We start from the raw sequence: 22,913 nt of genomic DNA on the forward strand, positions 1-22,913 counted from the left end.
TGCCGCCTTCGAGCGGTTTTTTATGCCGCGTAGTCGATACGTTCGACGCCCTTCTCCGTGCCCAGCAAACACACATTCGCGCCGCGCGCCGCGAACAGTCCGACGGTCACGACGCCCGGCCACGCGTTGATCTGCGCTTCGAGCGCGCGCGGGTCGGTGATGGAAAGCCCTTTCACGTCGATGATCTCGTTGCCGTTGTCCGTGATGAAGGGTGAACCGTCCAGCGTCACGCGCACGATCGGCACGCCCCCGAGCGTCACGAGCTTGCGGCCGATAGCCGTGCGCGCCATCGGCACGACTTCGACGGGCAGCGCGAACTTGCCCATCACGTCGACGCGCTTGCTTGCATCGGCGATGCACACGAACACGTCCGACACCGACGCGACGATTTTCTCGCGCGTGAGCGCGCCGCCACCGCCCTTGATCATCGCGCCGCTGCCGTCGATTTCATCGGCGCCGTCCACGTACACGGGCAAGCTTTCGATTTCGTTGAGATCGAAGACCTTGAAGCCATGCGCTTCGAGGCGCGCCGTGGTCGCGAGCGAACTCGATACCGCGCCGCGATAACGCGCTTTTGACTTTGCGAGCGCATCGATGAAGCAATTGGCGGTCGACCCCGTGCCAACGCCGATGATGCAGCCTTCGGGCGCCTGCGCGTCGACATAATCGGCGGCGGCCTGGCCGACCAGTTGCTTGAGTTCGTCCTGAGTCATGATGGTGTTGCTGCTTTCGAGGTGAGAATTCGAGTCCAAGGGAGCATCTTGCTCCGCTAAGCGAACGCGTGCAGGAAACCGAGCGGATCGTGCGTGCGCGCCACCGAAGCGATGAACGCGAAGACGACGATGGCGAGCACGCCGAAGATTGCCCGCGAGGTTTTGGTGCGGCCGCGTTTGAGCGCGAACGTCCCGAGCACGATATAGACGACGAGGCCCGCGATCTTCGCTGCGAGCCACGCGGCATTCGCGTCGAAGCCGATGATGACGACGAGCGCGATGGCCGAGACGAGCAGCACGGTATCGACGATATGCGGGACGATTTTTACCGCGCGCTTTTGCAAGAGACGCGAATCCGCGAGCATCCAGATCCAGCGCAGCAAGAAACCGGCGATGCTCAGTCCCGCGCAGGTCATATGGAGCGCGCGAAGCGGCAGAAAGTAGTCGCTCATGTCAGGGCAGATATTTGTCGATGAGCGCGGACGCGATGGCGTCGCTTTCGGCATCCGCGTCGCCCGCGTAGTCCGACGGGCGAAAGTGCATCTGGAACGCGCCGAATACGCGGCGCGTTTTTTCGTCGAGGACACCGTCGGTGGCGACATCGTAGCCGTAACGTTTGAGCTTTTCCTGAAGCGCGCGGACATCTGTGGGCGCCTTCGGCGCACGGCCGGCGAGATGCGCGGCGACCGTGGCATCGTCGGGCCATGCGCCGATGCCCGCCTGGTAAAGCGTGTGCCACGGAAAAAGCGGACCGGGATCGATCTTGCGTTGCGGTGCGATATCGCTATGGCCGACGACGCGCGTCGGCGGAATGCGATAGCGCGTGACGATATCGCGCGACAGCTTAATGAGCGCGTCGATCTGCGCGGGCGGATAAGGTTGCCATCCGCGGCCGGACGGCGTGTCGATGGGCCCGAGATTCACGTTCTCGATCCCGATGGACGAAGCGTTGAGTTCCGTCGCGCCTTGCCAGTAACTCAGCCCGGCGTGCCACGCGCGCTGGTCTTCCGGCACGAGTTGAAAGACGACCGGCTCGCCTCGTTCGATACGCGGGGCATCGGGGACGACGTAATGCACGCTCACTTGATCGCCGGTCAGGACCGAGAGAGACTTCGCTTCGTCGATCTCGGTGTAGTGCATGACGAGAAAGCGCACGCGGGAGTCGGCGCCTTTTGCGCGGTGCTGAGTGTCGGCGAGGTAGGTGCCGCGGTCGATCATGGTGGTGGTGCAGGCGGTGAGCGCACAGGCGCAGATCAGGGCGGTCAGGCGGGACAACATTGGCACGTTACTTCTTCACACTTCTCTGCCGCACGGCCTCGAATAAACAAACCCCGCTCGCCACGGACACATTGAGACTTTCCACGGCGCCGGCCATCGGGATATTCATGATCTCGTCGCACGTCTCGCGCGTGAGACGGCGCATGCCTTCGCCTTCCGCGCCCACCACGATAGCCACCGGGCCGTCCAGCTTCGTTTCAAAGAGACTCGCTGACGCTTCGCCCGCCGTGCCGATCACCCACACGCCCGCATCCTTCAATTCGCGCAGCGCGCGCGCCAGATTCGTCACGGTGATGTAAGGCACGCTGTCCGCCGCGCCGCTCGCCACCTTCGCCGCCGTTGCGTTCAGCCCGGCGGAACGGTCGCGCGGCGCGATCACGGCATGCGCGCCCGCCGCATCGGCGACACGCAGACACGCGCCGAGATTATGCGGATCGGTGACGCCATCGAGCACCAGCAGAAGCGGCGTGCCGGTCACGCCATCGAGCAATTCGGCCAGATTCTGCGCGAGCGGCAAGTCTTGCCCGCGCGCCACCACGCCCTGATGCTGAATGGTGCCCGCGAGCCCGAACAAGCGCGATTCCTCGGCTGCGATCAGGCGAACGCCCGCTTCCTTCGCGGTCCGCAGAAAATCCTGCATGCGCCGGTCCTTGCGCGAAGGGTCGTACAAGACCTCTTCGATCGACGATGCGTCCGCACGCAAACGCGCGGTCACTGCGTGAAAACCGTATAGAACCTTGAGACGTGACATGACTGATCCAAACCTTCGTGAAATCCATAAAAGCATGACGCGGTCCGAAGCTCGTGGCGTCGGACCGCGCGATTGCCAGCTAGCGCCCTGAAGCGCGTCTTATCGTTTCTTGCGCGCCGGCCTGCCCTGCGCCGATGACTTCGACGCCACGCCACGCTTTCTGGCCGCGCCACCACGCGTGGCCGACGCCACCGCCGCGCCCTTCTTCGTGCCGCCACGCGTACGCGTGCCGGTGACGTCGTCGTCGAAAGCGCGGATGCGCGGACCGCCCGCATCGCCGCCCGATGCATGCTCGGCGCCCGCATTCGCGGACGGACGCGGCGCCGGCGGTTTCACCGGCGTGTCGCGCACGAGACGGAAGTCGATCTTGCGCGCATCGAGATCGACGCGGCCCACCTGCACGCGCACACGATCCGACATGCGATACCGGATACCCGTGCGTTCGCCGCGCAGTTCGTTCTTGATCTCGTCGTACTGGAAGTAATCCGAGCCCAGTTCGGTGATATGCACGAGCCCTTCGATAAACAGCGAATCGAGTTGCACGAAGATGCCGAACGACGTCACGCCGTTCACCATGCCGCCGTATTCCTCGCCGAGCTTGTCGCGCATGAAATAGCACTTGAGCCAGGCTTCGACATCGCGAGAGGCTTCATCGGCGCGACGTTCGTTCGACGAACAATGCAGCCCGAGTTCTTCCCAAATCGCGACGTTGTTGCGCGAACGGCCGCGCGACTGATCGTCGTTCTTCTGCATCTCGCGCGCGGCTTTCGTGAGGCCGGTGCTAAGCGATGTGTCGTGACCCACTTCGGGCAGATACTTCTTGCCCTGCAAAATGGCGTAAATGGCGCGATGCGTGAGCAAGTCGGGATAGCGGCGAATCGGGCTCGTGAAGTGCGCATACGCCTCGTAAGCCAACCCGAAGTGACCGATGTTGTCCGGGCTATACACCGCTTGCTGCATGGAGCGCAGCACCATCGACTGGAGCATCTGCGCGTCGGGCCGGTCGCGAATCTGAGCGATCAGCGCGGCGTAATCGCTCGCGTGCGGTTTCGCGCCGCCCGTCAGCGTGAGACCGACGCCACGCAGGAACGTGCGCAGGTTTTCGAGCTTCTCCTCGGTCGGTCCCGCATGCACGCGGTAGAGGCCCGGATGCTTGTTGCGCTTCAAAAAGTCCGCCGCGCAGACGTTGGCCGCCAGCATGCATTCCTCGATCAGCCGATGCGCGTCGTTACGATGACGCGGCACGATCTGCTCGATCTTGCCCTGCGAGTTGACGACGATATAAGTCTCGGTGGTGTCGAAATCGATTGCGCCGCGCTTCTGACGCGCGGCGTGCAGCGCCTTGTAGACGCCGTAGAGATCCTGCAATTGCGGCAGGATCTCGGCGCGGCGCGCGGCTTCCGGTCCCTTGGTGTTCGTGAGCACCGCGGCGACTTCGGTGTAGGTGAGACGCGCGGCCGAATGCATCACGCCAGGATAAAACTGATATGCCTTGATTTCGCCGCGCGCGGTGATGACCATGTCGCACACGAGCACGCAACGGTCGACGTCCGGGTTCAGCGAACACAAGCCGTTCGAGAGCTTCTCCGGCAGCATCGGGATTACGCGACGCGGAAAATACACCGACGTGCTGCGGTCGAGCGCGTCGACATCGAGTGCTTCGTTCGGGCGCACGTAATGCGACACGTCCGCAATCGCCACGAGCAGCCGGAAGCCCGAACCGCGGCCCACGGAGATGGGCTCGCAATACACGGCATCGTCGAAGTCGCGGGCGTCTTCGCCGTCGATCGTGACGAGCGGCACATCGCGCAAGTCCACGCGATGGCGAATGTCCACCGGTCGCACTTCGTCGGGCAGCTTCGCGGCGGCGGCAAGCGCGGCATCGCTGAATTCGTGCGGCACACCGTACTTGCGCACGGCGATCTCGATCTCCATGCCGGGATCGTCGATATCGCCGATCACCTCGGCCACGCGGCCGAGCGGCTGCGAATGACGGCTCGGGAAATCGGTGAGATCGACGGACACCACTTGCCCGACCTTCGCCTTCTTCGGGTTCTGCGTGATGAGAATGTCGTGACCGATGCGCTTGTCTTCCGGCACGAGAATCAACGCGCCATTCTCGTTGATGAGCCTACCGATGATGCGCTTGTTCGCGCGGTCCGTGACCTCGACGATATGCCCTTCCGGCCGGCCGCGCCGGTCGAAGCCGACGATGCGCGCAAGCACGCGGTCATTGTGCATGACCTTCTGCATTTCGCCGTTGGGAAGGAAGAGATCGTCCTGGCCGTCGTCGCGGATCAGGAAGCCGAAGCCATCGCGATGACCTTGCACGCGGCCTGCAACGAAGTTCGAAGGATGCGTGAGCTGGTAGTGACCGCGCTTGTCGAGGCGGATTTGCCCGTCGCGTTCCATGGCCGCCAGTCGCTTGAAAAATCCTTCGCGCTCCTGGCGCTTGATCGACAATGCCTCGGCGATGTCGTTCGCGGCATGCGGAGTCTCGCTCGTGCGCAGCACGCCGAGAATCTCTTCGCGGCTGGGAATCGGATACGGATATTTGCTCAAGGGCTTGATCGTCTTTCTTCTCGTTTAGATGGACTTTCGCGGAACTTTGCAGCCTTCAGTGGCGGGCATCGTTGCGGATCATTCTAACACCCGTATTCGGGCCCTCATGAGGCTCGCAGGCGCTTGAGCATGCCGCGGCGAGGATCACGCTCGCGCTGCGAATCGTCGAATGGAAATGCTTGACAGACGCAATCCGGTCGATATAATGGCGTTCTTTGCTGCTCATGACGCACAAAACGCAGTACACGCACCCTTGCCCAGGTGGCGGAATTGGTAGACGCACTAGGTTCAGGTCCTAGCGGTGGCAACACCGTGGAGGTTCGAGTCCTCTCTTGGGCACCAAGGTCTCTTTCAGCGTTTTGCAAACAACCCCACGAATCAACGCGTGGGGTTTTTTGTTTCCGCGCCTTTTCTTTTCAAATCCTATTCAATTTTCTTACGTCGTCTATTCGATCTTCTGTTGAATCGAATCGATTCGAATCATTCGCGCTTACGATCACGATTTAATCGCGCTTATTCGTGCCACGCACTTTCTTGACCTCCTGCAGCTAATTAAACACGGGCGTACACTCAGCGTGCCTGCGGCCCTGCCTGTCCGGCCTCGCCGCTCGCCAGGCAAGCCAATCAATTAATCGAACGGAGACCACGGCAATGAGTTGGACGCGCGAACAACGAAACGTAACGATTGCGGCTTACCTGGGCTGGACACTCGACGCATTCGACTTCTTTCTGATGGTCTTCATATTGAAGGACATCGCCGCCGAATTTAATACCGGCATTCCCAAGGTGGCCTTTGCCATTACGCTTACGCTGGCGGCGCGTCCGCTTGGCGCGTTGATCTTCGGGCGGCTTGCGGACAAATTCGGCCGCCGTCCGACATTGATGATCAACATCGCGATTTATTCGCTGCTCGAATTGCTCTCGGGTTTATCGCCGAATCTCACGACTTTGCTGATCTTGCGCTTTCTCTTCGGCGTCGCGATGGGTGGCGAATGGGGCGTCGGCTCCGCGCTGACGATGGAAACCGTGCCGCCTTCCTCGCGCGGCTTCGTCTCGGGCTTGCTGCAGGCGGGATATCCGAGCGGCTACTTGCTCGCGTCGATCGTATTCGGCGTGCTTTATCAGTTCGTCGGCTGGCGCGGGATGTTCTTTGTCGGCGTCGCGCCCGCGCTGCTCGTGCTCTATGTGCGCGCGCACGTGCCGGAATCGCCCGCGTGGCGCGCGCTCGAAAAGCGCAAGCGGCCGGGTCTGCTCGCCACGCTCAAGCAGAACTGGAAGCTCTCGCTTTACGCGATCGTCCTGATGACCGCGTTCAACTTTTTCTCGCATGGCACGCAGGATCTGTATCCGACCTTCCTGCGCGAACAGCATCATTTCGACCCGCACACGGTTTCGCTGATTACCATCGTGCTCAATATCGGCGCAATTGTCGGCGGACTCTTTTTCGGGTCGCTTTCCGAGAAGATCGGACGGCGCGTGGCGATTTTCATCGCCGCGCTGATCGCGTTGCCGGTTCTGTATTTATGGGCGTTCTCGACAGGCCCGGTGATGCTCGCCATCGGCGCGTTCCTCATGCAGATTTCCGTGCAGGGCGCGTGGGGCGTGATTCCAGTGCATCTGAACGAGATTTCGCCGGATGAGATTCGCGCGACGTTTCCGGGGCTCGTTTATCAACTCGGCAATCTGCTGGCCGCCGTCAATGCGACGATGCAGGCATCGATTGCCGAGGCCCACGGCAAGGACTACGGCACGGCAATGGCGATCGTTGCGGGAACCGTCGCTGTCGTGATCGCCGCGTTGATCTTCTTCAGCCGCGAGCGTAGGGGTATCGATATGACGCGCTCGGCGGAGGAAGTGGCGGCGCAAACTTAAGCGAGCCATCGGGCGCCACAAGCTATTTTAGAGGGCGATGCCGACGCATTCGGCACGCCCCGTGCTGCTCCTCCGAACCACCGCCGCTTCGGAGACCCGTGATGCTCGCCCTCTTCGTCATCGCTTTCCTCCTTGTCGCTGGCGCGTTGACCTTCGTGCAAGCGCCTGCCGTCGCCTGGCTCGCGGCGCTCACGATCTGGGTCGCGGCGGGCGCATTCACCGGCATCGTCGGGCCGATAGTCACCGCGCTGCTGGCCATCGTCTTCGTGCTTCCGGCGCTTCTCCTCTCCATCAAGCCGTTGCGCCGCGTGCTCATCAGCCGGCGGGTGCTGGGCGTATTTCAAAAGATCCTGCCGCAGATGTCGGCCACCGAACGCGACGCCATCGAAGCGGGCACGGTCTGGTGGGACGCCGAACTCTTTTCCGGCCGCCCGCACTGGGACTCGCTCCTCGCTCACGGCGCGCCAAGACTCACGCCGGAAGAACAAAGCTTCGTCGACAACGAATGCGCCCATCTCTGTGACATCGCCAACGACTGGGACACCACGACGATCTGGCAGGATCTGTCGCCGCAAGCCTGGGCCTTTATCAAGGAGAAGGGCTTTCTCGGCATGATCATTCCGAAGCAGTACGGCGGAAAGGCGTTCTCCGCTTACGCGCACTCGCAAGTCATCATGAAGCTGTCGACGCATTCGTCGGCGGCGGCGGTCTCGGTGATGGTGCCCAACTCGCTCGGACCCGCCGAATTGCTGCTGCATTACGGCACCGAAGAACAGAAGAACTACTACTTGCCACGCCTCGCGCGCGGCGATGAAATCCCCTGCTTCGCGCTGACGAGTCCTTATGCCGGCTCCGACGCCGCTGCGATTCCCGATGTCGGCGTCGTCTGCCGCGCGATGCACGAAGGCCGCGAGACGCTTGGCTTTCGCGTCACCTGGAACAAGCGCTACATCACGCTCGGACCAATTGCCACCGTGCTCGGACTTGCCTTTCGCGCGCTCGATCCCGACCGTCTGCTCAGCGGCAACGAAGCGCCCGGCATCACCTGCGCGCTCATTCCGACGACGCATCCCGGCGTGCATATCGGCAGACGTCACTGGCCGCTCAACGCCGTGTTCCAGAACGGCCCGAACTGGGGAACAGACGTTTTCATCCCGATGGAATGGGTTATCGGCGGACGCGAACAGGTCGGGCGCGGCTGGCGCATGCTGATGGAATGTCTCGCGGCGGGCCGCGCGATCTCGCTGCCGTCGTCGAATGTCGGCATGGCCAAACTCGCCGTGCGCGGCACCGGCGCCTATGCCGCCGCGCGCCGCCAGTTCCGGACGTCGATCGGACGCTTCGAGGGCATTCAGGAAGCGCTCGGCCGCATGGGCGGCAATCTGTACGTGATGGATGCGGCGCGCCGCCTGTCGGCACAGGCCGTCGATCTCGGCGAGAAGCCCTCGGTGATTTCGGCGATCGCGAAATATCACATCACCGAGCGCGCGCGCAAAGTGATCAACGACGGCATGGACGTGGTCGCGGGCAAGGGCATCTGCATGGGGCCGTCGAATTTTCTGGCGCGCGCATATCAGCAGATGCCGATCTCGATCACCGTCGAAGGCGCGAACATTTTGACGCGCTGCCTGATCATCTTCGGACAGGGCGCGATTCGCTGTCATCCGTATGTGCTCAAGGAGATGGCGGCCACGCGCGAGCCCGACGCAAAACGCGCACTCACCGACTTCGACGCGGCCTTCTTCGGTCATGCGAGCTTTCTCGCGTCCAACGCGATCCGCAGCCTCGTCTACGCGCTCGGCGGCGGCGTGTCGATCCGCAAACCCGCACAGGCCGATGCGCGCCTCGTCCCGTACTATCGCGCCGCGACACGACTGTCGAGCGCGTTCGCCCTCTTCGCCGATATCTCGATGCTCGCGCTCGGCGGCGAGCTCAAGCGTCGCGAGCGCCTGTCCGCGCGCCTGGGCGACATCCTCGCGCAGCTTTATCTGATCTCCGCGACGCTCAAGCGCTTCGAGGACGACGGCCGCCCGGAAAGCGACTTGCCGCTCGTGCGCTGGGGCGTGGAAGACGCGCTGTATCAGGCGCGGCTCGCCTTCGACGGCTTGCTCGCCAACTATCCGAACCGTGCCGCCGCGGCCTTCTTGCGCGTCTTCGCGTTCCCGTTCGGCCTGCCGCACACACCCAGCACGGACGCGCTCGGCAACGACGTCGCGCTCCTGATGCAGACGCCCGGCGATGCGCGCAGCCGCCTTGTCGAAGGCTCGCACGTGTCCGCGCTCGAGGACGATCCGATCGCGGTCGGCGAGAAATTGCTCGCGCTCACGCCCGCCGTCGTCGCACTCGAAGCGCGCCTGCGCGACGCCGTGAAATCCGGCAAGACCGCTCCTTTGCCGCAAAGCCCGGACGAGATCGAAGCGTGGGCGCGGCAAGCGACCGCGCTCGGATTGATCGATACGAGCGAGGCGGCTCTGCTCGAAGAATGGGCATCGCTCGCGCGCGAAGCCGTGAAAGTCGATGATTTTTCCGCAGACTTCGGTATCCTCGAAGCATTGCAAAAGCGCAGCGCCGAGATCGAGCAACAAATGCCCGAAACGGTCGCTTGATCTCGAAGCACACCACGCTGCCGACGACCGCTCGCCAATCGATGAAAGACCGCTACCTCGACTTCGTCAATTCGCCCTTCGGCACGAGCATCGCCCGCTCGCTCGGGCTGCCGCGCCCCGAAGCATTGCGCCGCCTGCGCGCAGGCGAAACCGAGTTCGGCGGTATGGCGGCCATCGGCGCGGGACCGTCCCCGGCACTGTTCGACGACCTCCTCGCGGTGTTGTCCGGCATCGGCATGACGGGCATCGCGCATGACAGCGCGTCCGGATGGCTCGCCGTGGCAAGCCGTCAAGGCGCGATGAGCGGGCGTTTCGAGGCGCGCGCCACCGATTCCAGCCCCGCCAACCGTGTCCAAGCGCTGATCTTCGATGCCACCGGCATTGTCGAAAGCAGCGAGCTGCATGCGCTCTACGCCTTCTTCCACGACGCGCTGCGCTCGCTTGCCAGAAGCGGCCGAATCGTCGTGCTCGGCCGCCCGCCCGGCGCTTTGAGCGATCCGCGTGCGGCGACCGCGCAGCGCGCGCTCGAAGGTCTCACGCGCTCGCTCGGCAAGGAAGCGCGCAACGGCAGCACGGCGAATCTGCTGCGCGTGAGTCCGCAGGCTTCCATCGAAGGCGCGCTGCGCTTCTTTTTGTCGCCGCGTTCGGCGTATGTGTCGGGGCAAGCCGTGCATCTCGAAGGCGCGGCGCCCTCGCCCGCGAAGTGGGCCGCGCAGCTCGCCGGAAAGCGCGCGCTCGTGACGGGCGCGGCGCGCGGCATCGGCGCATCGATTGCGGCGGTGCTCGCGGCGCACGGCGCCATCGTCACCGGGCTCGACGTGGCCGCCGCGCGCGACGCGCTCGATCAGACCATGCTCGGCATAGAAGACGCGTCGCCTTCTAACGGCGCGCATACCGCGCTCTATGCCGATATCGCATCGCCCGAAGCGCCCGCCGAACTCGCGGCAGCGCTTGCGGCGTCGGGCGGCATCGATATCGTCGTGCATAACGCGGGCATCACGCGCGACAAGACCATCGCGCGCATGAGCGCAGAGATGTGGGACAGCGTGATCGACATCAATCTGCTCGCGCAGGAACGCATGGACGAAGCCCTGCTCGCGCAGAACGTGATCGGCGCGGGCGGGCGCATCGTCGCGGTGTCGTCGATCAGCGGCATTGCGGGCAATCGCGGCCAGACCAATTACGCCACCTCGAAAGCCGGCGTGATCGGGCGCGTGCAGAGCATGGCGCCGATACTGCATGAACGCGGCATCACCATCAACGCGGTGGCGCCGGGCTTCATCGAAACGCAAATGACCGCGCGCATGCCATTCGGCGTGCGCGAGGCCGGACGAAGGCTCAACTCGATGGGCCAGGGCGGTTTGCCGGTCGATGTCGCCGAAACCGTGGCATGGCTCGCGAGTCCCGGCAGCGCGGGCGTGACCGGCCAGGTGGTGCGCGTCTGCGGCCAGAGCCTCGTCGGAGCCTGACGGATGCACGTCTCCACGATGCCCCGCCCGCGCACCGTCGTCGTCGATACGCTGCCGTCGCCCGCAAAGCTCTATGGCCGCTTGCTGCCGGGCCTGTTCCGGCGCGGCCACGCAACCGATCTGCCCGCGCTGCGCCTGATTCGCCCCGACGTGCGGCTCGACCCCGAACATATCGGCCGGTATGCGCGCGTATGCGGCTTCATCCCCGAGCACGGCGTGCCGCTCACGTTCCCGCATGTGCTCGCGTTTCCGCTGCATCTGATGATGCTTACCGATCCGTCGTTTCCCTGGTCGGCGCTCGGCGTCGTGCATCTGTCGAACAGCGTGCATCTGCGCCGGCCGCTGCTCGCGGGTCAGGGCTTGCGGATCGAAGTGGAATGCGGACCGCTCGTGCCGCATCCGAAAGGCCAGGCGTTCACGCTGCATACGCGCATCTACCGGCGCGGCGAGGCCGTGTGGGATGGCGACAGCGTCTATCTGAAACGCGGCGTGAAGACCGAAGCCACCGCGCCCGTCGCCAATGCCATCGAGACCAGTACGCCGCTCCTCGTACGCGAAGCGCGCTGGCAGCTTCCCGCGCAACTGGGCCGCGACTACGCGAAGGCTTCCGGCGACTTCAATCCCATTCACCTGCATGCGTTGAGCGCGAAGGCGTTCGGCTTCCAGCGCGCCATCGCGCACGGCATGTGGACGCTTGCGCGCACGCTCGCGGCGCTGCATCCGGTGAAGACGCTCGCATCCGGTCACGCGCACGGCGACTTCAAGCTGCCGCTCTTTCTTCCGGGCGACGCGACGCTGTGGAGCGCGGCGCCCTCGTCCACCGCGCGCGCCTTCGAAGTGCGCGATCTCGCCGGCGACCGGCCGCATTTACGCGGCGAGTTCGAATGGGAGCTGCCATGAGCACGTCTTCGAACCTCGGGCGCAGAGTCGCGATCATCGGCAGCAACCGGATTCCGTTCGCGCGTTCGAATACGGCTTACGCGACGGCATCGAATCAGGACATGCTGGCCTTCGCGCTGCAAGGTCTTGTCGATCGCTACGATCTGCACGGCCTGCGTCTCGGCGAGATCGCGGCGGGCGCGGTCGTCAAGCATTCGCGCGATTTCAATCTCACGCGCGAAGCCGCGCTCTCGACCACGCTGGCGAAGGAAACGCCCGCCTACGATGTTCAGCAGGCCTGCGCCACCGGCCTCGAAACGGTGATTCTGGTCGCCAACAAGATTGCGCTCGGACAGATCGACGTGGGTATTGCAGGCGGCGTGGATACGGCGTCGGACGCGCCCATCGGCGTGAACGAGCGCATGCGCAAGATTCTGCTCGAAGCCAATCGCAGCCGGACGGCGGGCCAGCGCGTGGGCGCGCTCGCGAAGCTGCGGCCCGGCATGTTCTTCAGGCCGACGCTGCCGCGTAACGCCGAGCCGCGCACCGGTCTTTCGATGGGCGAGCATTGCGAACTGATGGCCAAGCGCTGGAAGATTTCGCGCGAAGCGCAGGACGCGCTCGCGCGGGAAAGTCATCTAAAACTCGCGGCGGCGTACGAGCGCGGCTTCTTCAACGACCTGATGACGCCGTACAAAGGCCAGACGCGCGACAACACGCTGCGGCCCGAGCTTTCGCTCGATCAGCTCGCGCAACTGAAGCCTGTCTTCGATCGCGATGCGGGCACGCTCACCGCCGGCAACTCGACGCCGCTCACCGATGGCGCGTCGGCCGTGCTGCTCGCATCGGAACAATGGGCCGCCGAACGCGGCTTGCCGGTGCAGGCGTACTTGAGTTTGTCGGCATCGGCGGCAGTCGATTTCTTCGACAAGCGCGAAGGTCTCTTGATGGCGCCCGTCCACGCCGTCCCGCCGCTGCTTTTGCGCGCCGGCCTCGCCTTGCAGGACTTCGACTTTTACGAGATTCACGAAGCCTTCGCCGCGCAGGTGCTATGCACGCTCGCCGCATGGGAAGACCAAGAGTATTGCGAAACCGTGCTCGGACTCGGGCAGGCGCCAGGCGGCATCGACCGCGCGCGTCTGAACGTGAACGGCAGTTCGCTCGCGACCGGGCATCCGTTCGCGGCGACGGGCGGGCGCATCGTCGGCACGCTCGCGAAGATGTTGAGCCATGCGCCCGCTCGCGGCGATGGCCGTCCCACGCGCGGGCTGATCTCGATTTGCGCGGCGGGCGGACAAGGCATCGTCGCGATACTGGAACGCTGAAGCCGCGAGACGCTCGCGGCCCTCAACGCACGTAGCCGACGCAACGCGAGCACGAAGCACGAAGCACGAAGCACAGCAGAACACAAAGCAGCATGACAAACATAAGGCGCATACAACCCGCGCCAACGGAGACAAACCATGAGTCCGGCACCGGCATCGCCGCGCGGGGCTGTCGAGCCGCATTGCACGGATGGCATCTGGCATGCCTCGTATCCGGCGGGCGTGCCGCGCGATATCGATCCGTCGCGTTACCGTTCGCTCACGCACTTCTTCGATCAAGCCGTCGAGCGCTTTCGCGATCGCGTCGCTTATGTGAGCCTCGGCTCCGAACTCACGTTCGGCGCGCTGCGCGATAAGGCGCTGGCGTTCGCTTCGTATTTGCAAGAGCTCGGCGTCAAACCCGGCGATCGCGTCGCGCTCATGATGCCCAATTCGCTGCCCTATCCCGTGACGCTTTTCGGCGCGCTTGCGGCGGGCGCGATCGTCGTCAACGTGAATCCGCTCTATACGGCGCGCGAACTCGCGTATCAGTTGAAGGATTGCGGCGCGCAGACCATCGTCGTCGCGGAGCCTTTCGCGAAAACATTGCAGGACGCGCAGCACGGCACGCGCATCCGCCATGTGATCGTGAGCACGCTCGGCGACTTGCTCGGCGACGGCCTCAACCTCAAGGGTCAAGCAATCGATTTCTTTCTGCGTCACGTCAAGAAGAGCGTGCCCGCGTACTCGCTGCCCGAGGCGGTCGGCTTGCGGCAGGCACTTGCGCGCGGCGCCAGGCGCAAGTTCGAACCGGTGCGCATCGGGCACGGCGATATCGCCTTCATCCAATATACCGGCGGGACCACGGGCGTGGCGAAGGGCGCGATGCTCACGCACCGCAATGCCATCGCCAACGTGATGCAGGCGCTTGCGTGGGCGCGCGCGAGGCTCGTCGATGGCGCCGAAACGGTGGTCACGCCGCTGCCGCTCTATCACATCTATTCGCTGACGATGAATGCGCTCGTGTTCCTCGGCATCGGCGCGCGCAATGTGCTGATCGCCAATCCACGCGATCTCAGCACGTTCATGCGCGCGCTGCGCCGTGAGAACTTCACCGCGATCAGCGCGCTCAACACGCTCTACAACGCGCTGCTCGACAACGACGAATTCCGCGCGCGCGACTTCTCCGCGCTCAAGCTCGCGATGTCGGGCGGCATGGCCACGCAACGCGGCGTCGCCGAACGCTTCGCGAAGCTCACGGGCCTGTCGATCACCGAAGGTTACGGGCTCACCGAATGCTCGCCGCTCGTGTGCGCGAGTCCCATCGGTGTCGAAGACAACATGGCTTTCGATGGCAGCATCGGTCTGCCCGTGCCTTCCACGCTCGTGCGCATGCGCCGCGAAGATGGCGTATGGGCCGACATCGGCGAACGCGGCGAGCTTTGCGTGTGGGGCCCGCAAGTGATGAAAGGCTACTGGAATCGGCCTCTCGAGACCGCGCGGATTATCGGCGCGGACGGCTGGCTCGCCACCGGCGACATCGGCGTGATGGACGCGCGCGGGTTCGTTCGTATCGTCGATCGCAAGAAGGACATGATGATCGTGTCCGGGTTCAATGTGTATCCGAACGAGATCGAGGACGTGCTCGCGGCGCATCCGAAAGTGCACTCGGCGGCGGCTATCGGCGTGCCCGACGCGGTGACGGGCGAACGCGTGAAGGTGTTCGTCGTGCGGCGCGACGCTACGCTCACCGTGGAAGAAGTCCTCGCCTTCGCCCGTTTACATCTGACCGGCTACAAGATGCCGGCGTTCGTGGAGTTTCGGGATTCTCTGCCGCTTTCGACCATCGGCAAGGTTTTGCGACGCGAATTACGCGATGCTGAACGCGCGAAGCTTAAGGAGTAGCATCACTGGTCCAATCGGAGAACTCATGCCGCCAGTGCCGCCAGTGCCGTCAGTGCAATTGCGCCGCATCACGAACTGGCGGCTCGCCTGTGCGAGCCTGTGTTTTCTGCTGCTCGCGATGTTCGCGCTGTTCGAATCGCACGCGTACGCACAGGCTGGCGCGGACCGCGTCGCCACGCTCGATGCCGATCAGCAGGTTGCGTGGCTGACCGGCGCAGCGGCGAGCGGCGAGCTTGCGGCGCTCGACGACGAGCAACTCGTCACCCTCTTCCAGTCGCTCGATCCTCACACGCTGCCGCGTTACTTGAGCGCGGGCACGCACCGCTTCGCATCGTGCGAATTCACCATGTGGCGGCGCGAACGCGTGAAGGGAAAATGGCCGAAGCGCGCCGACCACATGCTCGTGCGCGTGACGCGCGAACCGCTGCGCATCTACGCCAAATGGTTGCCCGACGGCGCGCATGCGGGCCAGGAGATCATCTACGACGATTCGACGCGTCCTCGTGAGCTATACGGGCATCTGGGCGGGCTGTTCGGCGTGGTGCCCATGTGGACGAAGATCGACGGCGCCTTTGCGCGCGCGCAGTCGAATCATTCGATCCGCGAACTCAGCATCGACGCCATTACGCAGCGTTTCATCGACGAAGGCCGCCGCTTCATCGAAGCGGGCATCACGCGGCCGGCCAGCGTCGATGTGCGGACCATCGACGGTGTGCGCGTCGTCGCCCTCACCTACGATACGCCGAGCGGCCAGCCCGACTTCTACGCCAAGCGCGAAGTGCTCGGTCTCGATCTGACGCGTCCGCTTTTGCGCAGCATCGAATCGTTCGAAAACGACGGCGAGCAGTTCGAAAGCATCGTGCTCGAACGCATCGATCCCAAGCCCTTCGACGACCTGACGTTCGACCCGAAAAATCCCGACTATCGCTTCTGATGGCGGCGCTCTGAAGTGCTCGCTGACTTGACGACACACGCTGTAACAAGCGCGATTTCCCGGCATCGGTTGATTTTAAGTTTCGCCTAAGAATCGGCTTCTAACCTTGCCGGACTTCATCGACATCAACGTCGGCTGCCGGATGTCACCGGCGCCCAGAATCGTCATGTAATAACCAAGGAGTTCGGTCCATGAACCTCCGTTTAGCTTCCGCTTCGGCGCCCGTGCGGGCCATCAAACGGCTGCTCAGCCATCACGAAATCGCCACGCTGCTTTTGCTTTTGCACGCGCCGATCGACGCCATGGCCGCGACGCCGGATGTCGCTTCGTTGCAGGAATATGGCTACGTCGAAATCGTGTCTCCCGAAGCGGGCGCACCGAAAGTCCGGCTGACCGAAGACGGCAATGCCGTATTGCGCGGGTTGGGCGTTCGCTAAAGACGCGCGCTTGGCACGTGCTTGACACGCGCTCGGCACGCGCTCGACACTCATTCGGCGTCGCGATCTCTGTAATAATCGGTTGATCTCATTCACAACCGACCAAGGAGTGATTCGCGATGTCCGCTACTGAACCCGTCGTTCAACGTGTGCTGCTGACCAACGACGACGGTATCGACGCCCCCGGCCTTGCCGTGCTCGAAGCCGTCGCCCGCGAAATCGCGCACGAAGTCTGGGTGATCGCACCCGAGCACGATCAGAGCGGCACGTCGCACTCCATCAGTCTTCATTCGCCGTTGCGCGTGTCGCGTCAGGGCGAACGGCGCTTCGGCGTACAAGGCACACCCGGCGATTGCGTCGTGATGGCCGCGCGCCATCTCATGAAAGATGCGCCGCCCGATCTCGTGCTTTCTGGCATCAATCGCGGTGCGAATCTTGGCGTCGAGACCATGTTTTCCGGCACGGTCGGCGCAGCCATGACAGGCTTGCTGCTCGGCTTGCCGTCCATCGCGTTGAGCCAGACGTTTTCAGATCGCAACAACGTGCGCTGGGACACGGCGAGCGCGCTCGCGCCCGGCGTGATCCGTCAGTTGCTCGCCATCTCGCACGACGCGCCGACGTGTCTCAACGTCAATTTCCCCGATTGCGATGCAGAAGCCGCCGGTCCGCTTACCGTGACGCGGCAAGGCGTCGGGCTCGTGGAAGGTATCGACGTCATCGCGGAAGTCGACCCGCGCGGTCTCGATTACTACTGGCTACGCTTTCAACGCGGCGCACGTGAGAATGCGCCCGACAGCGAGACGGCGAACGTGGCGGCCCGACGCATTGCGGTGACGCCGCTCAATTTCGATCGCACCGACGCCCGCACTTTCGCCACGCTCGAAGCCGGCTTGCGCGGCGCACGGTAGCGCGTTGTTGGCTAGAACGTTTCCTCTCAGACGCAGATACGGCTTTCTCGTATGCTGACGCGACCGCCGTACCAGCGCGCGGGATGACGATTAGAAAAAGGAGACACCCTATGAAGCGTGCGATCAGCCGCGCATGCGCCGCTGCGCTCTTCGCGTTGTCGGCGGCAAGCGCGTTTGCGCAAGCGCCTACGCCCGTTGGCACATGGCAGACTATCGACGATGCCACGGGCAAGCCGAAGGCGATCATTCAGATCGTCGACGACGGCAGCGGCCAGTTGTCGGGACGCGTGGTGCGCGGCATCGGCGAATTCGATCATCCGGAGCGGCGCTGCACGGCCTGCACCGACGAGCGGCGCGATCAACTGGTGAAAGGCATGACCATCATCACCGGTCTCAGGCAGAACGGCGACACCTGGGAAGACGGGCAGATTCTCGACCCTGAAAACGGCAAGCTCTACAAGTGCAAGATGAAGCTCGAGGACGGCGGACAGAAACTCGTGGTGCGCGGGTATATCGGCGTGTCGCTCCTGGGGCGCTCGCAGACATGGTTGCGTCAGTGATCTCGCTCAAATGAAAAAACCGGCCAAGGCCGGTTTTCGTTTTGCATCCTCTTTGCAGACGCTTTGCAGACGCTTCGCACGTGGCCGATGTCACGCAGCGCGGCGTTCCGCTTCGACGCTCTCTTCCATGAGCGATGGAAGCTCCGCCGGAACGCGCATGCGAGAAGTCATCAACGCGTAAAGGGACTCGCCTGCCGGGCCGAACAACTGCGTCATCACGCGCAGCAGCACGCCCGATTCGTGCCACGCCTTGAAGCGCCGGTGACACGTCTGATACGACGGGTATTTGCGCGGCATGGTGGACCACGACGCGCCGCTATACATGACCCAGAGCACGCCATTGAGCACGGCGCGGGTGTTGGCGAGCGGCCGACCGCGCAGTTCGGAACGCGGCCTCAGCTCGGGGAGCAACGGCGCCACCATTTGCCATTCTTCGTCGGACATGTCGCGGTAGGGCTTCACGTTAATTTCTCCAATTTACTGTACCCGGCAACGATACCGAGCGCACCAAAGCGGGGAAATAAGAGTCCTCCTAATCTTGAAAAAGCCCGACAAGCCTTACGCCAATTGGCTGAACGGCTATTTTTGGTTTCTCGGTATTAGGTCAGTGAGATATCCGATAGACGGCGCGGCGACTCCAGATATTCCTTCGACTGCATTTCCACGATGCGCGATACCGTGCGCGCGAATTCATTGGCCATCGGTCCTTCCACGTACAGGTCTTCGGCGGGCACCGCCGCCGACATCAGCAGCTTGACCTTGTGGTCGTAGAACACGTCGATGAGCCACGTGAAGCGACGCGCTTCCGATGCCATGCGCGGCGACATCTGCGGCACGTCCGACAGAATCACGGCGTGAAAGCGGCTCGCGAGTTCGAGGTAATCGTTCTGCGAACGCGGTCCGCCGCACAAGGTCGCGAAATCGAACCAGACGACGCCGTCCGCGCGACGCAGGGCCTTGAGCTCGCGCTTCTCGATATGCAGCAGCGGACTTTCGTCCGGCACGGCGGCGAGCTTCGCGAAGTCGTCGCGCAAGGCTTTATCCGCGGCTGCGCCGAGCGGCGTGTGATAGGCCTGTACGGTCGAAAGCGTCAGTCTGCGATAGTCGGTGCCGGCATCGACATTCAGGACGTCGAGATGCTTCTTGATGAGCTCGATAGCCGGCAGCAGCCTGTCGCGATGCAGGCCTTCCGGGTACAACGTGTCCGGCTCGTAATTGGACGTCATCACGAACTGCACGCCGTTGGTGAAGAGGCGATCGAGCAGGCGATAAAGAATCATCGCGTCGGCGATATCGGAGACGTGGAACTCGTCGAAGCAGATCAGCCGGTAACGCTTCGCGATACGCCGCGCGAGTTCGTCGAGCGGATCGGCCTGGCCCTTGAGGTCTTCCAGTTCGCGATGCACCTCGCGCATGAACTCGTGAAAATGCAAACGCGTCTTGCGCTGCACCGGCACGACCGCATAGAAGCTGTCCATCAGAAAGCTCTTGCCGCGCCCGACGCCGCCCCAAAGGTACACGCCGCGCGGCAGCTCCGGATGCACGAGAAACTTCATGATCGCGTTCGAGCGGCGCGACTTATAGGAGATCCATTCATCGTAACAGCGCTGCAGCCGCGCGACCGCCGCGAGCTGCGCCTCGTCCGATCGATAGCCCCGCGTGCGCAGCTCGTTTTCGTAGTATTCGGTGACGTTCATGATGCGGCTTGTAGCGCTGATGCCGTTGAATGTGACGAAGGCGAACGGTTTGATCCGCTCGCCTTCGTTGCGATGCCGGCCGAGCCGGGCCGAGTCCGACCGGGTCCGACCGGGTCTTTCCAGACCCGGCGAACTTACATGTTCAGCGCGCGTTTATCGACTGCGAGCGCCGCTTCGCGCATGACTTCGGAAAGCGACGGATGCGGATGGCAAATGCGGCCGATGTCTTCGGCGGCCGCCTTGAACTCCATCGCCACCACGGCTTCCGCGATCAGGTCCGACGCGTCGGCCGCGATGATATGCACGCCGAGAATCTCGTCGGTCTTCGCGTCCGCGATCATCTTGACGAAGCCATCCGCACGGCCGATACCCAATGCGCGGCCATTGGCCATCATCGGGAACTGGCCGGACTTGAACTCGCGCCCTTCCGCCTTGAGCTGCTGCTCGGTCTTGCCGACCCACGCGATTTCCGGTTCCGTGTAGATGACCCACGGAATGCAGTTGTAGTCGATATGCGGCTTCTGACCGTCGATGATCTCGGCCACCGCCACGCCTTCGTCTTCCGCCTTGTGCGCGAGCATCGGGCCGCGCACCACGTCGCCGATTGCGTACACGTTCGGCACGGCGGTCGCGCAGTGTTCGTCCACGTCGATGAAACCGCGCTCGTTGGCTTTCAGGCCGATTGCTTCCAGACCGAGATTGTCCGTGTTCGGCACGCGGCCGATGGACACGATCAGGCGGTCCGCTTCCAGCGTCTTTGCATTACCCGTGCTGTCCGTGTACGCGATGGAAACGCCGCTCTCAGCGGTCTTCACTTCGCCGATCTTCACGCCGAGGTGAATGTCGAGGCCCTGCTTCTTGAACTGCTTCGCGGCTTCACGCGCGAGCGCTTCGTCCGCTGCGCCGAGGAACTGCGGCAGCGCTTCGAGCACGGTCACGTCCGCGCCGAGACGGCGCCACACCGAACCCAGTTCCAGACCGATCACGCCCGCGCCGATCACGGCGAGCTTCTTCGGCACGGCGTCGAAGGACAACGCGCCTTCGTTGTCGGCGACGATCTTGTTGTCGACCGGGATATTCGGCAGATGACGCGCCTTCGAACCCGTCGCGATGATCACGTTCTTCGCCGTGACCGTTTCCGTTTCGCCTTCGCCCGACACTTCGATCTGCACGCCGGCCTCGGTCTTGCCGGCGAACTTGCCGTGCCCTTTGAGCCACGTGATCTTGTTCTTGCGGAACAGGAACTCGATGCCCTTCGTCATCTTCTCGACGATGCCGTCCTTGCGCGCGAGCATCTTCGAGACATCGAGCTTCACGTCCGACACGCTGATGCCGTGATCGCCCAGATGCTTCGCCGTGTTCTCGAACTCTTCCGACGACGCGAGCAGCGCCTTCGACGGAATGCAGCCCACGTTCAGACACGTACCGCCGAGCTTGAGCGTGCCCGCCGGATTCTTCCACTTCTCGATACACGCAACCGACTTGCCGAGCTGCGCTGCGCGAATGGCCGCGATATAGCCACCGGGGCCCGCGCCGATCACGACGACATCAAATTCCTTGGACATGACTTTCCCTTGATATGACTCCGCTCATGCGGAGACGCCCTTCACGGTGCGCGCGAGCCTATCGCGCGCACCAGGGCAACATGCGTTCTACGCTTACAGGTCGAGCAGCAGACGAGCCGGATCTTCCAGCGCATCCTTCATGGCGACGAGCGACAGCACGGCCTCGCGGCCGTCGATGATGCGGTGATCGTAAGACAATGCCAGGTAGTTCATCGGGCGGATCACGATCTGGCCGTTTTCCACCACGGCGCGTTCCTTCGTGGCGTGCACGCCAAGAATCGCGGACTGCGGCGGGTTGATGATAGGCGTCGACAGCATGGAGCCGAACACGCCGCCATTCGAGATGGAGAACGTGCCGCCCGTCATCTCGTCGATGGACAGCTTGCCGTCCTTCGCCTTCTGACCGAATTCGGCGATCTTCTTTTCGATGTCGGCGAGGCTCATCTGATCTGCATTACGCAGAATGGGCACGACGAGACCACGCGGCGAACCGACCGCGATACCGATGTCGAAGTAACCGTGATAGACGATATCGTTACCGTCGATCGACGCGTTCACGAGCGGGAACTTTTTCAGCGCGTGCACGGCGGCCTTCACGAAGAACGACATGAAGCCGAGCTTCACGCCATGTTCCTTTTCGAAGCGGTCCTTGTACTTGTTGCGCAGATCCATGACCGGCGCCATGTTGACTTCGTTGAACGTCGTCAGGATGGCGTTGGTCTGCTGCGATTCGAGCAGACGCTCGGCGATACGCGCACGCAGACGCGACATCGGCACGCGTTGTTCCGGGCGATCCTTGAGCCACTGATCCGCCGATGCGGGCGCCTTCACGTCCGGCAGCGACGGCTTCGCGGCGCGTGCGGCAGCCGGAGCCGGTGCGGCGGCGGGCGCCGGAGCAGCAGCCTTGGCGGGCGCGGCAGCGGCGGATGCCGAAGCGCTGAGTGCATCGCCCTTCGTGATGCGGCCGTCGCGGCCGGAGCCTGCAACCTGGTCCGCGGATACGCCCTTCTCGGCCAGAATCTTCGTGGCCGAAGGCGATGCGGCACCGCCCGTGGCTTGCGCCGAACCTTGCGCGGCCGCCGGAGCAGCAGCCGATGCGGCGGCAGGCTCGGCTTCGGGCGCCGGTTTCACTTCCGCGTCGCCAGCGGCGGCGGCGGCCGGTGCTTCACCGGCCTTGGCTTCGGTGTCGATCTTCGCGATGATTTCATCGGCGGCGACGATATCGCCGTCATGCTTGATGACTTGCGCCAGCACGCCGGCGGACGGTGCGGGCACTTCGAGCACGACTTTGTCGGTCTCGATTTCGATGAGGATTTCGTCCTGGGCGACAGCCTCGCCCGGCTTCTTCTTCCACTGCAGCATGGTCGCTTCTGAAACCGACTCCGAAAGCTGGGGAACCTTGACTTCTACGATAGCCATTTCTGTTTTGTCCTGATACGTGTCTGTATGAATGCGAGCGACGCGATGCACGGC

At 63.5% G+C, this 22,913-nt stretch carries 19 protein-coding genes and 1 tRNA gene; 11 read left to right on the forward strand and 9 right to left on the reverse strand.

Going from position 1 to position 22,913, the window contains the following annotated elements:
- Positions 1 to 20 precede the first annotated feature (20 nt).
- The 5 genes from rpiA to rnr all read right to left on the reverse strand — a co-directional run bounded on the left by rpiA (position 21) and on the right by rnr (position 5,304).
- Positions 21 to 713: a ribose-5-phosphate isomerase RpiA gene (gene rpiA, locus NCT03_RS08285; RefSeq protein WP_250492472.1), complete on the reverse strand. Its 693-nt coding sequence runs from the start codon at positions 711 to 713 to the stop codon at positions 21 to 23.
- Positions 714 to 769: 56 nt separating this feature from the next.
- A complete protein-coding gene (locus NCT03_RS08290; RefSeq protein ID WP_244825379.1) occupies positions 770 to 1,165 on the reverse strand; it encodes a SirB2 family protein in 396 nt (131 codons plus the stop codon).
- Between the two features lies 1 nt (position 1,166).
- Entirely contained in the window at positions 1,167 to 1,991 is an 825-nt protein-coding gene (locus tag NCT03_RS08295; protein ID WP_250492512.1) for an N-acetylmuramoyl-L-alanine amidase, read from the reverse strand.
- Positions 1,992 to 1,998: 7 nt separating this feature from the next.
- Positions 1,999 to 2,742, reverse strand: a complete 744-nt coding sequence (gene rlmB, locus NCT03_RS08300; RefSeq protein WP_244825380.1) for a 23S rRNA (guanosine(2251)-2'-O)-methyltransferase RlmB — start codon at positions 2,740 to 2,742, stop codon at positions 1,999 to 2,001.
- Positions 2,743 to 2,841: 99 nt separating this feature from the next.
- Entirely contained in the window at positions 2,842 to 5,304 is a 2,463-nt protein-coding gene (gene rnr, locus NCT03_RS08305; RefSeq protein ID WP_244825381.1) for a ribonuclease R, read from the reverse strand.
- A gap of 255 nt (positions 5,305 to 5,559) precedes the next feature.
- Here rnr and NCT03_RS08310 point away from each other — a divergent pair.
- The 11 genes from NCT03_RS08310 (at position 5,560) to NCT03_RS08360 (ending at position 18,178) form a co-directional block, all read left to right on the forward strand.
- A tRNA-Leu gene (locus tag NCT03_RS08310) sits at positions 5,560 to 5,646 on the forward strand.
- Between the two features lie 309 nt (positions 5,647 to 5,955).
- Positions 5,956 to 7,176, forward strand: coding sequence for an MFS transporter (locus NCT03_RS08315; protein WP_244825382.1), 1,221 nt, complete (start codon positions 5,956 to 5,958; stop codon positions 7,174 to 7,176).
- A 101-nt stretch (positions 7,177 to 7,277) separates the two neighbouring features.
- Entirely contained in the window at positions 7,278 to 9,782 is a 2,505-nt protein-coding gene (locus tag NCT03_RS08320; protein ID WP_250492473.1) for an acyl-CoA dehydrogenase, read from the forward strand.
- Positions 9,783 to 9,823: 41 nt separating this feature from the next.
- Positions 9,824 to 11,251: a 3-oxoacyl-ACP reductase gene (locus NCT03_RS08325; RefSeq protein WP_250492474.1), complete on the forward strand. Its 1,428-nt coding sequence runs from the start codon at positions 9,824 to 9,826 to the stop codon at positions 11,249 to 11,251.
- A gap of 3 nt (positions 11,252 to 11,254) precedes the next feature.
- Positions 11,255 to 12,151, forward strand: coding sequence for a MaoC family dehydratase (locus NCT03_RS08330; RefSeq protein ID WP_250492475.1), 897 nt, complete (start codon positions 11,255 to 11,257; stop codon positions 12,149 to 12,151).
- Positions 12,148 to 13,455: an acetyl-CoA C-acetyltransferase gene (locus tag NCT03_RS08335; protein ID WP_250492476.1), complete on the forward strand. Its 1,308-nt coding sequence runs from the start codon at positions 12,148 to 12,150 to the stop codon at positions 13,453 to 13,455. Before NCT03_RS08330 ends, NCT03_RS08335 begins: the two co-directional genes overlap by 4 nt.
- Positions 13,456 to 13,593: 138 nt before the next feature.
- A complete protein-coding gene (locus NCT03_RS08340) occupies positions 13,594 to 15,339 on the forward strand; it encodes an AMP-binding protein (RefSeq protein WP_250492477.1) in 1,746 nt (581 codons plus the stop codon).
- 25 nt (positions 15,340 to 15,364) lie between these two features.
- Positions 15,365 to 16,273: a DUF1571 domain-containing protein gene (locus tag NCT03_RS08345; protein WP_250492478.1), complete on the forward strand. Its 909-nt coding sequence runs from the start codon at positions 15,365 to 15,367 to the stop codon at positions 16,271 to 16,273.
- A gap of 191 nt (positions 16,274 to 16,464) precedes the next feature.
- The gene (locus NCT03_RS08350; protein WP_244825389.1) at positions 16,465 to 16,710 is read left to right on the forward strand and encodes a hypothetical protein; all 246 of its coding nucleotides are present in this window, start codon (positions 16,465 to 16,467) and stop codon (positions 16,708 to 16,710) included.
- A 119-nt stretch (positions 16,711 to 16,829) separates the two neighbouring features.
- Positions 16,830 to 17,618 carry a 5'/3'-nucleotidase SurE gene (gene surE, locus NCT03_RS08355; RefSeq protein ID WP_250492479.1) on the forward strand — a complete coding sequence of 263 codons (789 nt, stop codon included), beginning with the start codon at positions 16,830 to 16,832 and terminating at the stop codon, positions 17,616 to 17,618.
- A gap of 110 nt (positions 17,619 to 17,728) precedes the next feature.
- Positions 17,729 to 18,178 carry a DUF2147 domain-containing protein gene (locus NCT03_RS08360; RefSeq protein ID WP_244825391.1) on the forward strand — a complete coding sequence of 150 codons (450 nt, stop codon included), beginning with the start codon at positions 17,729 to 17,731 and terminating at the stop codon, positions 18,176 to 18,178.
- 90 nt (positions 18,179 to 18,268) lie between these two features.
- On the opposite strand, the gene NCT03_RS08365 is transcribed toward NCT03_RS08360, so the two are convergent.
- The 4 genes from NCT03_RS08365 to odhB all read right to left on the reverse strand — a co-directional run bounded on the left by NCT03_RS08365 (position 18,269) and on the right by odhB (position 22,859).
- A complete protein-coding gene (locus NCT03_RS08365; protein WP_244825392.1) occupies positions 18,269 to 18,640 on the reverse strand; it encodes a transposase in 372 nt (123 codons plus the stop codon).
- A 137-nt stretch (positions 18,641 to 18,777) separates the two neighbouring features.
- Positions 18,778 to 19,875 (reverse strand): cell division protein ZapE, encoded by a 1,098-nt coding sequence (gene zapE, locus NCT03_RS08370; protein WP_244825393.1) that lies wholly within the window; start codon positions 19,873 to 19,875, stop codon positions 18,778 to 18,780.
- 134 nt (positions 19,876 to 20,009) lie between these two features.
- A complete protein-coding gene (lpdA, locus tag NCT03_RS08375) occupies positions 20,010 to 21,440 on the reverse strand; it encodes a dihydrolipoyl dehydrogenase (RefSeq protein ID WP_250492480.1) in 1,431 nt (476 codons plus the stop codon).
- Positions 21,441 to 21,533: 93 nt separating this feature from the next.
- Entirely contained in the window at positions 21,534 to 22,859 is a 1,326-nt protein-coding gene (gene odhB, locus NCT03_RS08380) for a 2-oxoglutarate dehydrogenase complex dihydrolipoyllysine-residue succinyltransferase (RefSeq protein WP_250492481.1), read from the reverse strand.
- Between the last annotated feature and the right edge of the window lie 54 nt (positions 22,860 to 22,913).

Source organism: Caballeronia sp. GAWG1-1 (assembly GCF_023631465.1).
In the GTDB taxonomy this organism is placed as follows: domain Bacteria; phylum Pseudomonadota; class Gammaproteobacteria; order Burkholderiales; family Burkholderiaceae; genus Caballeronia.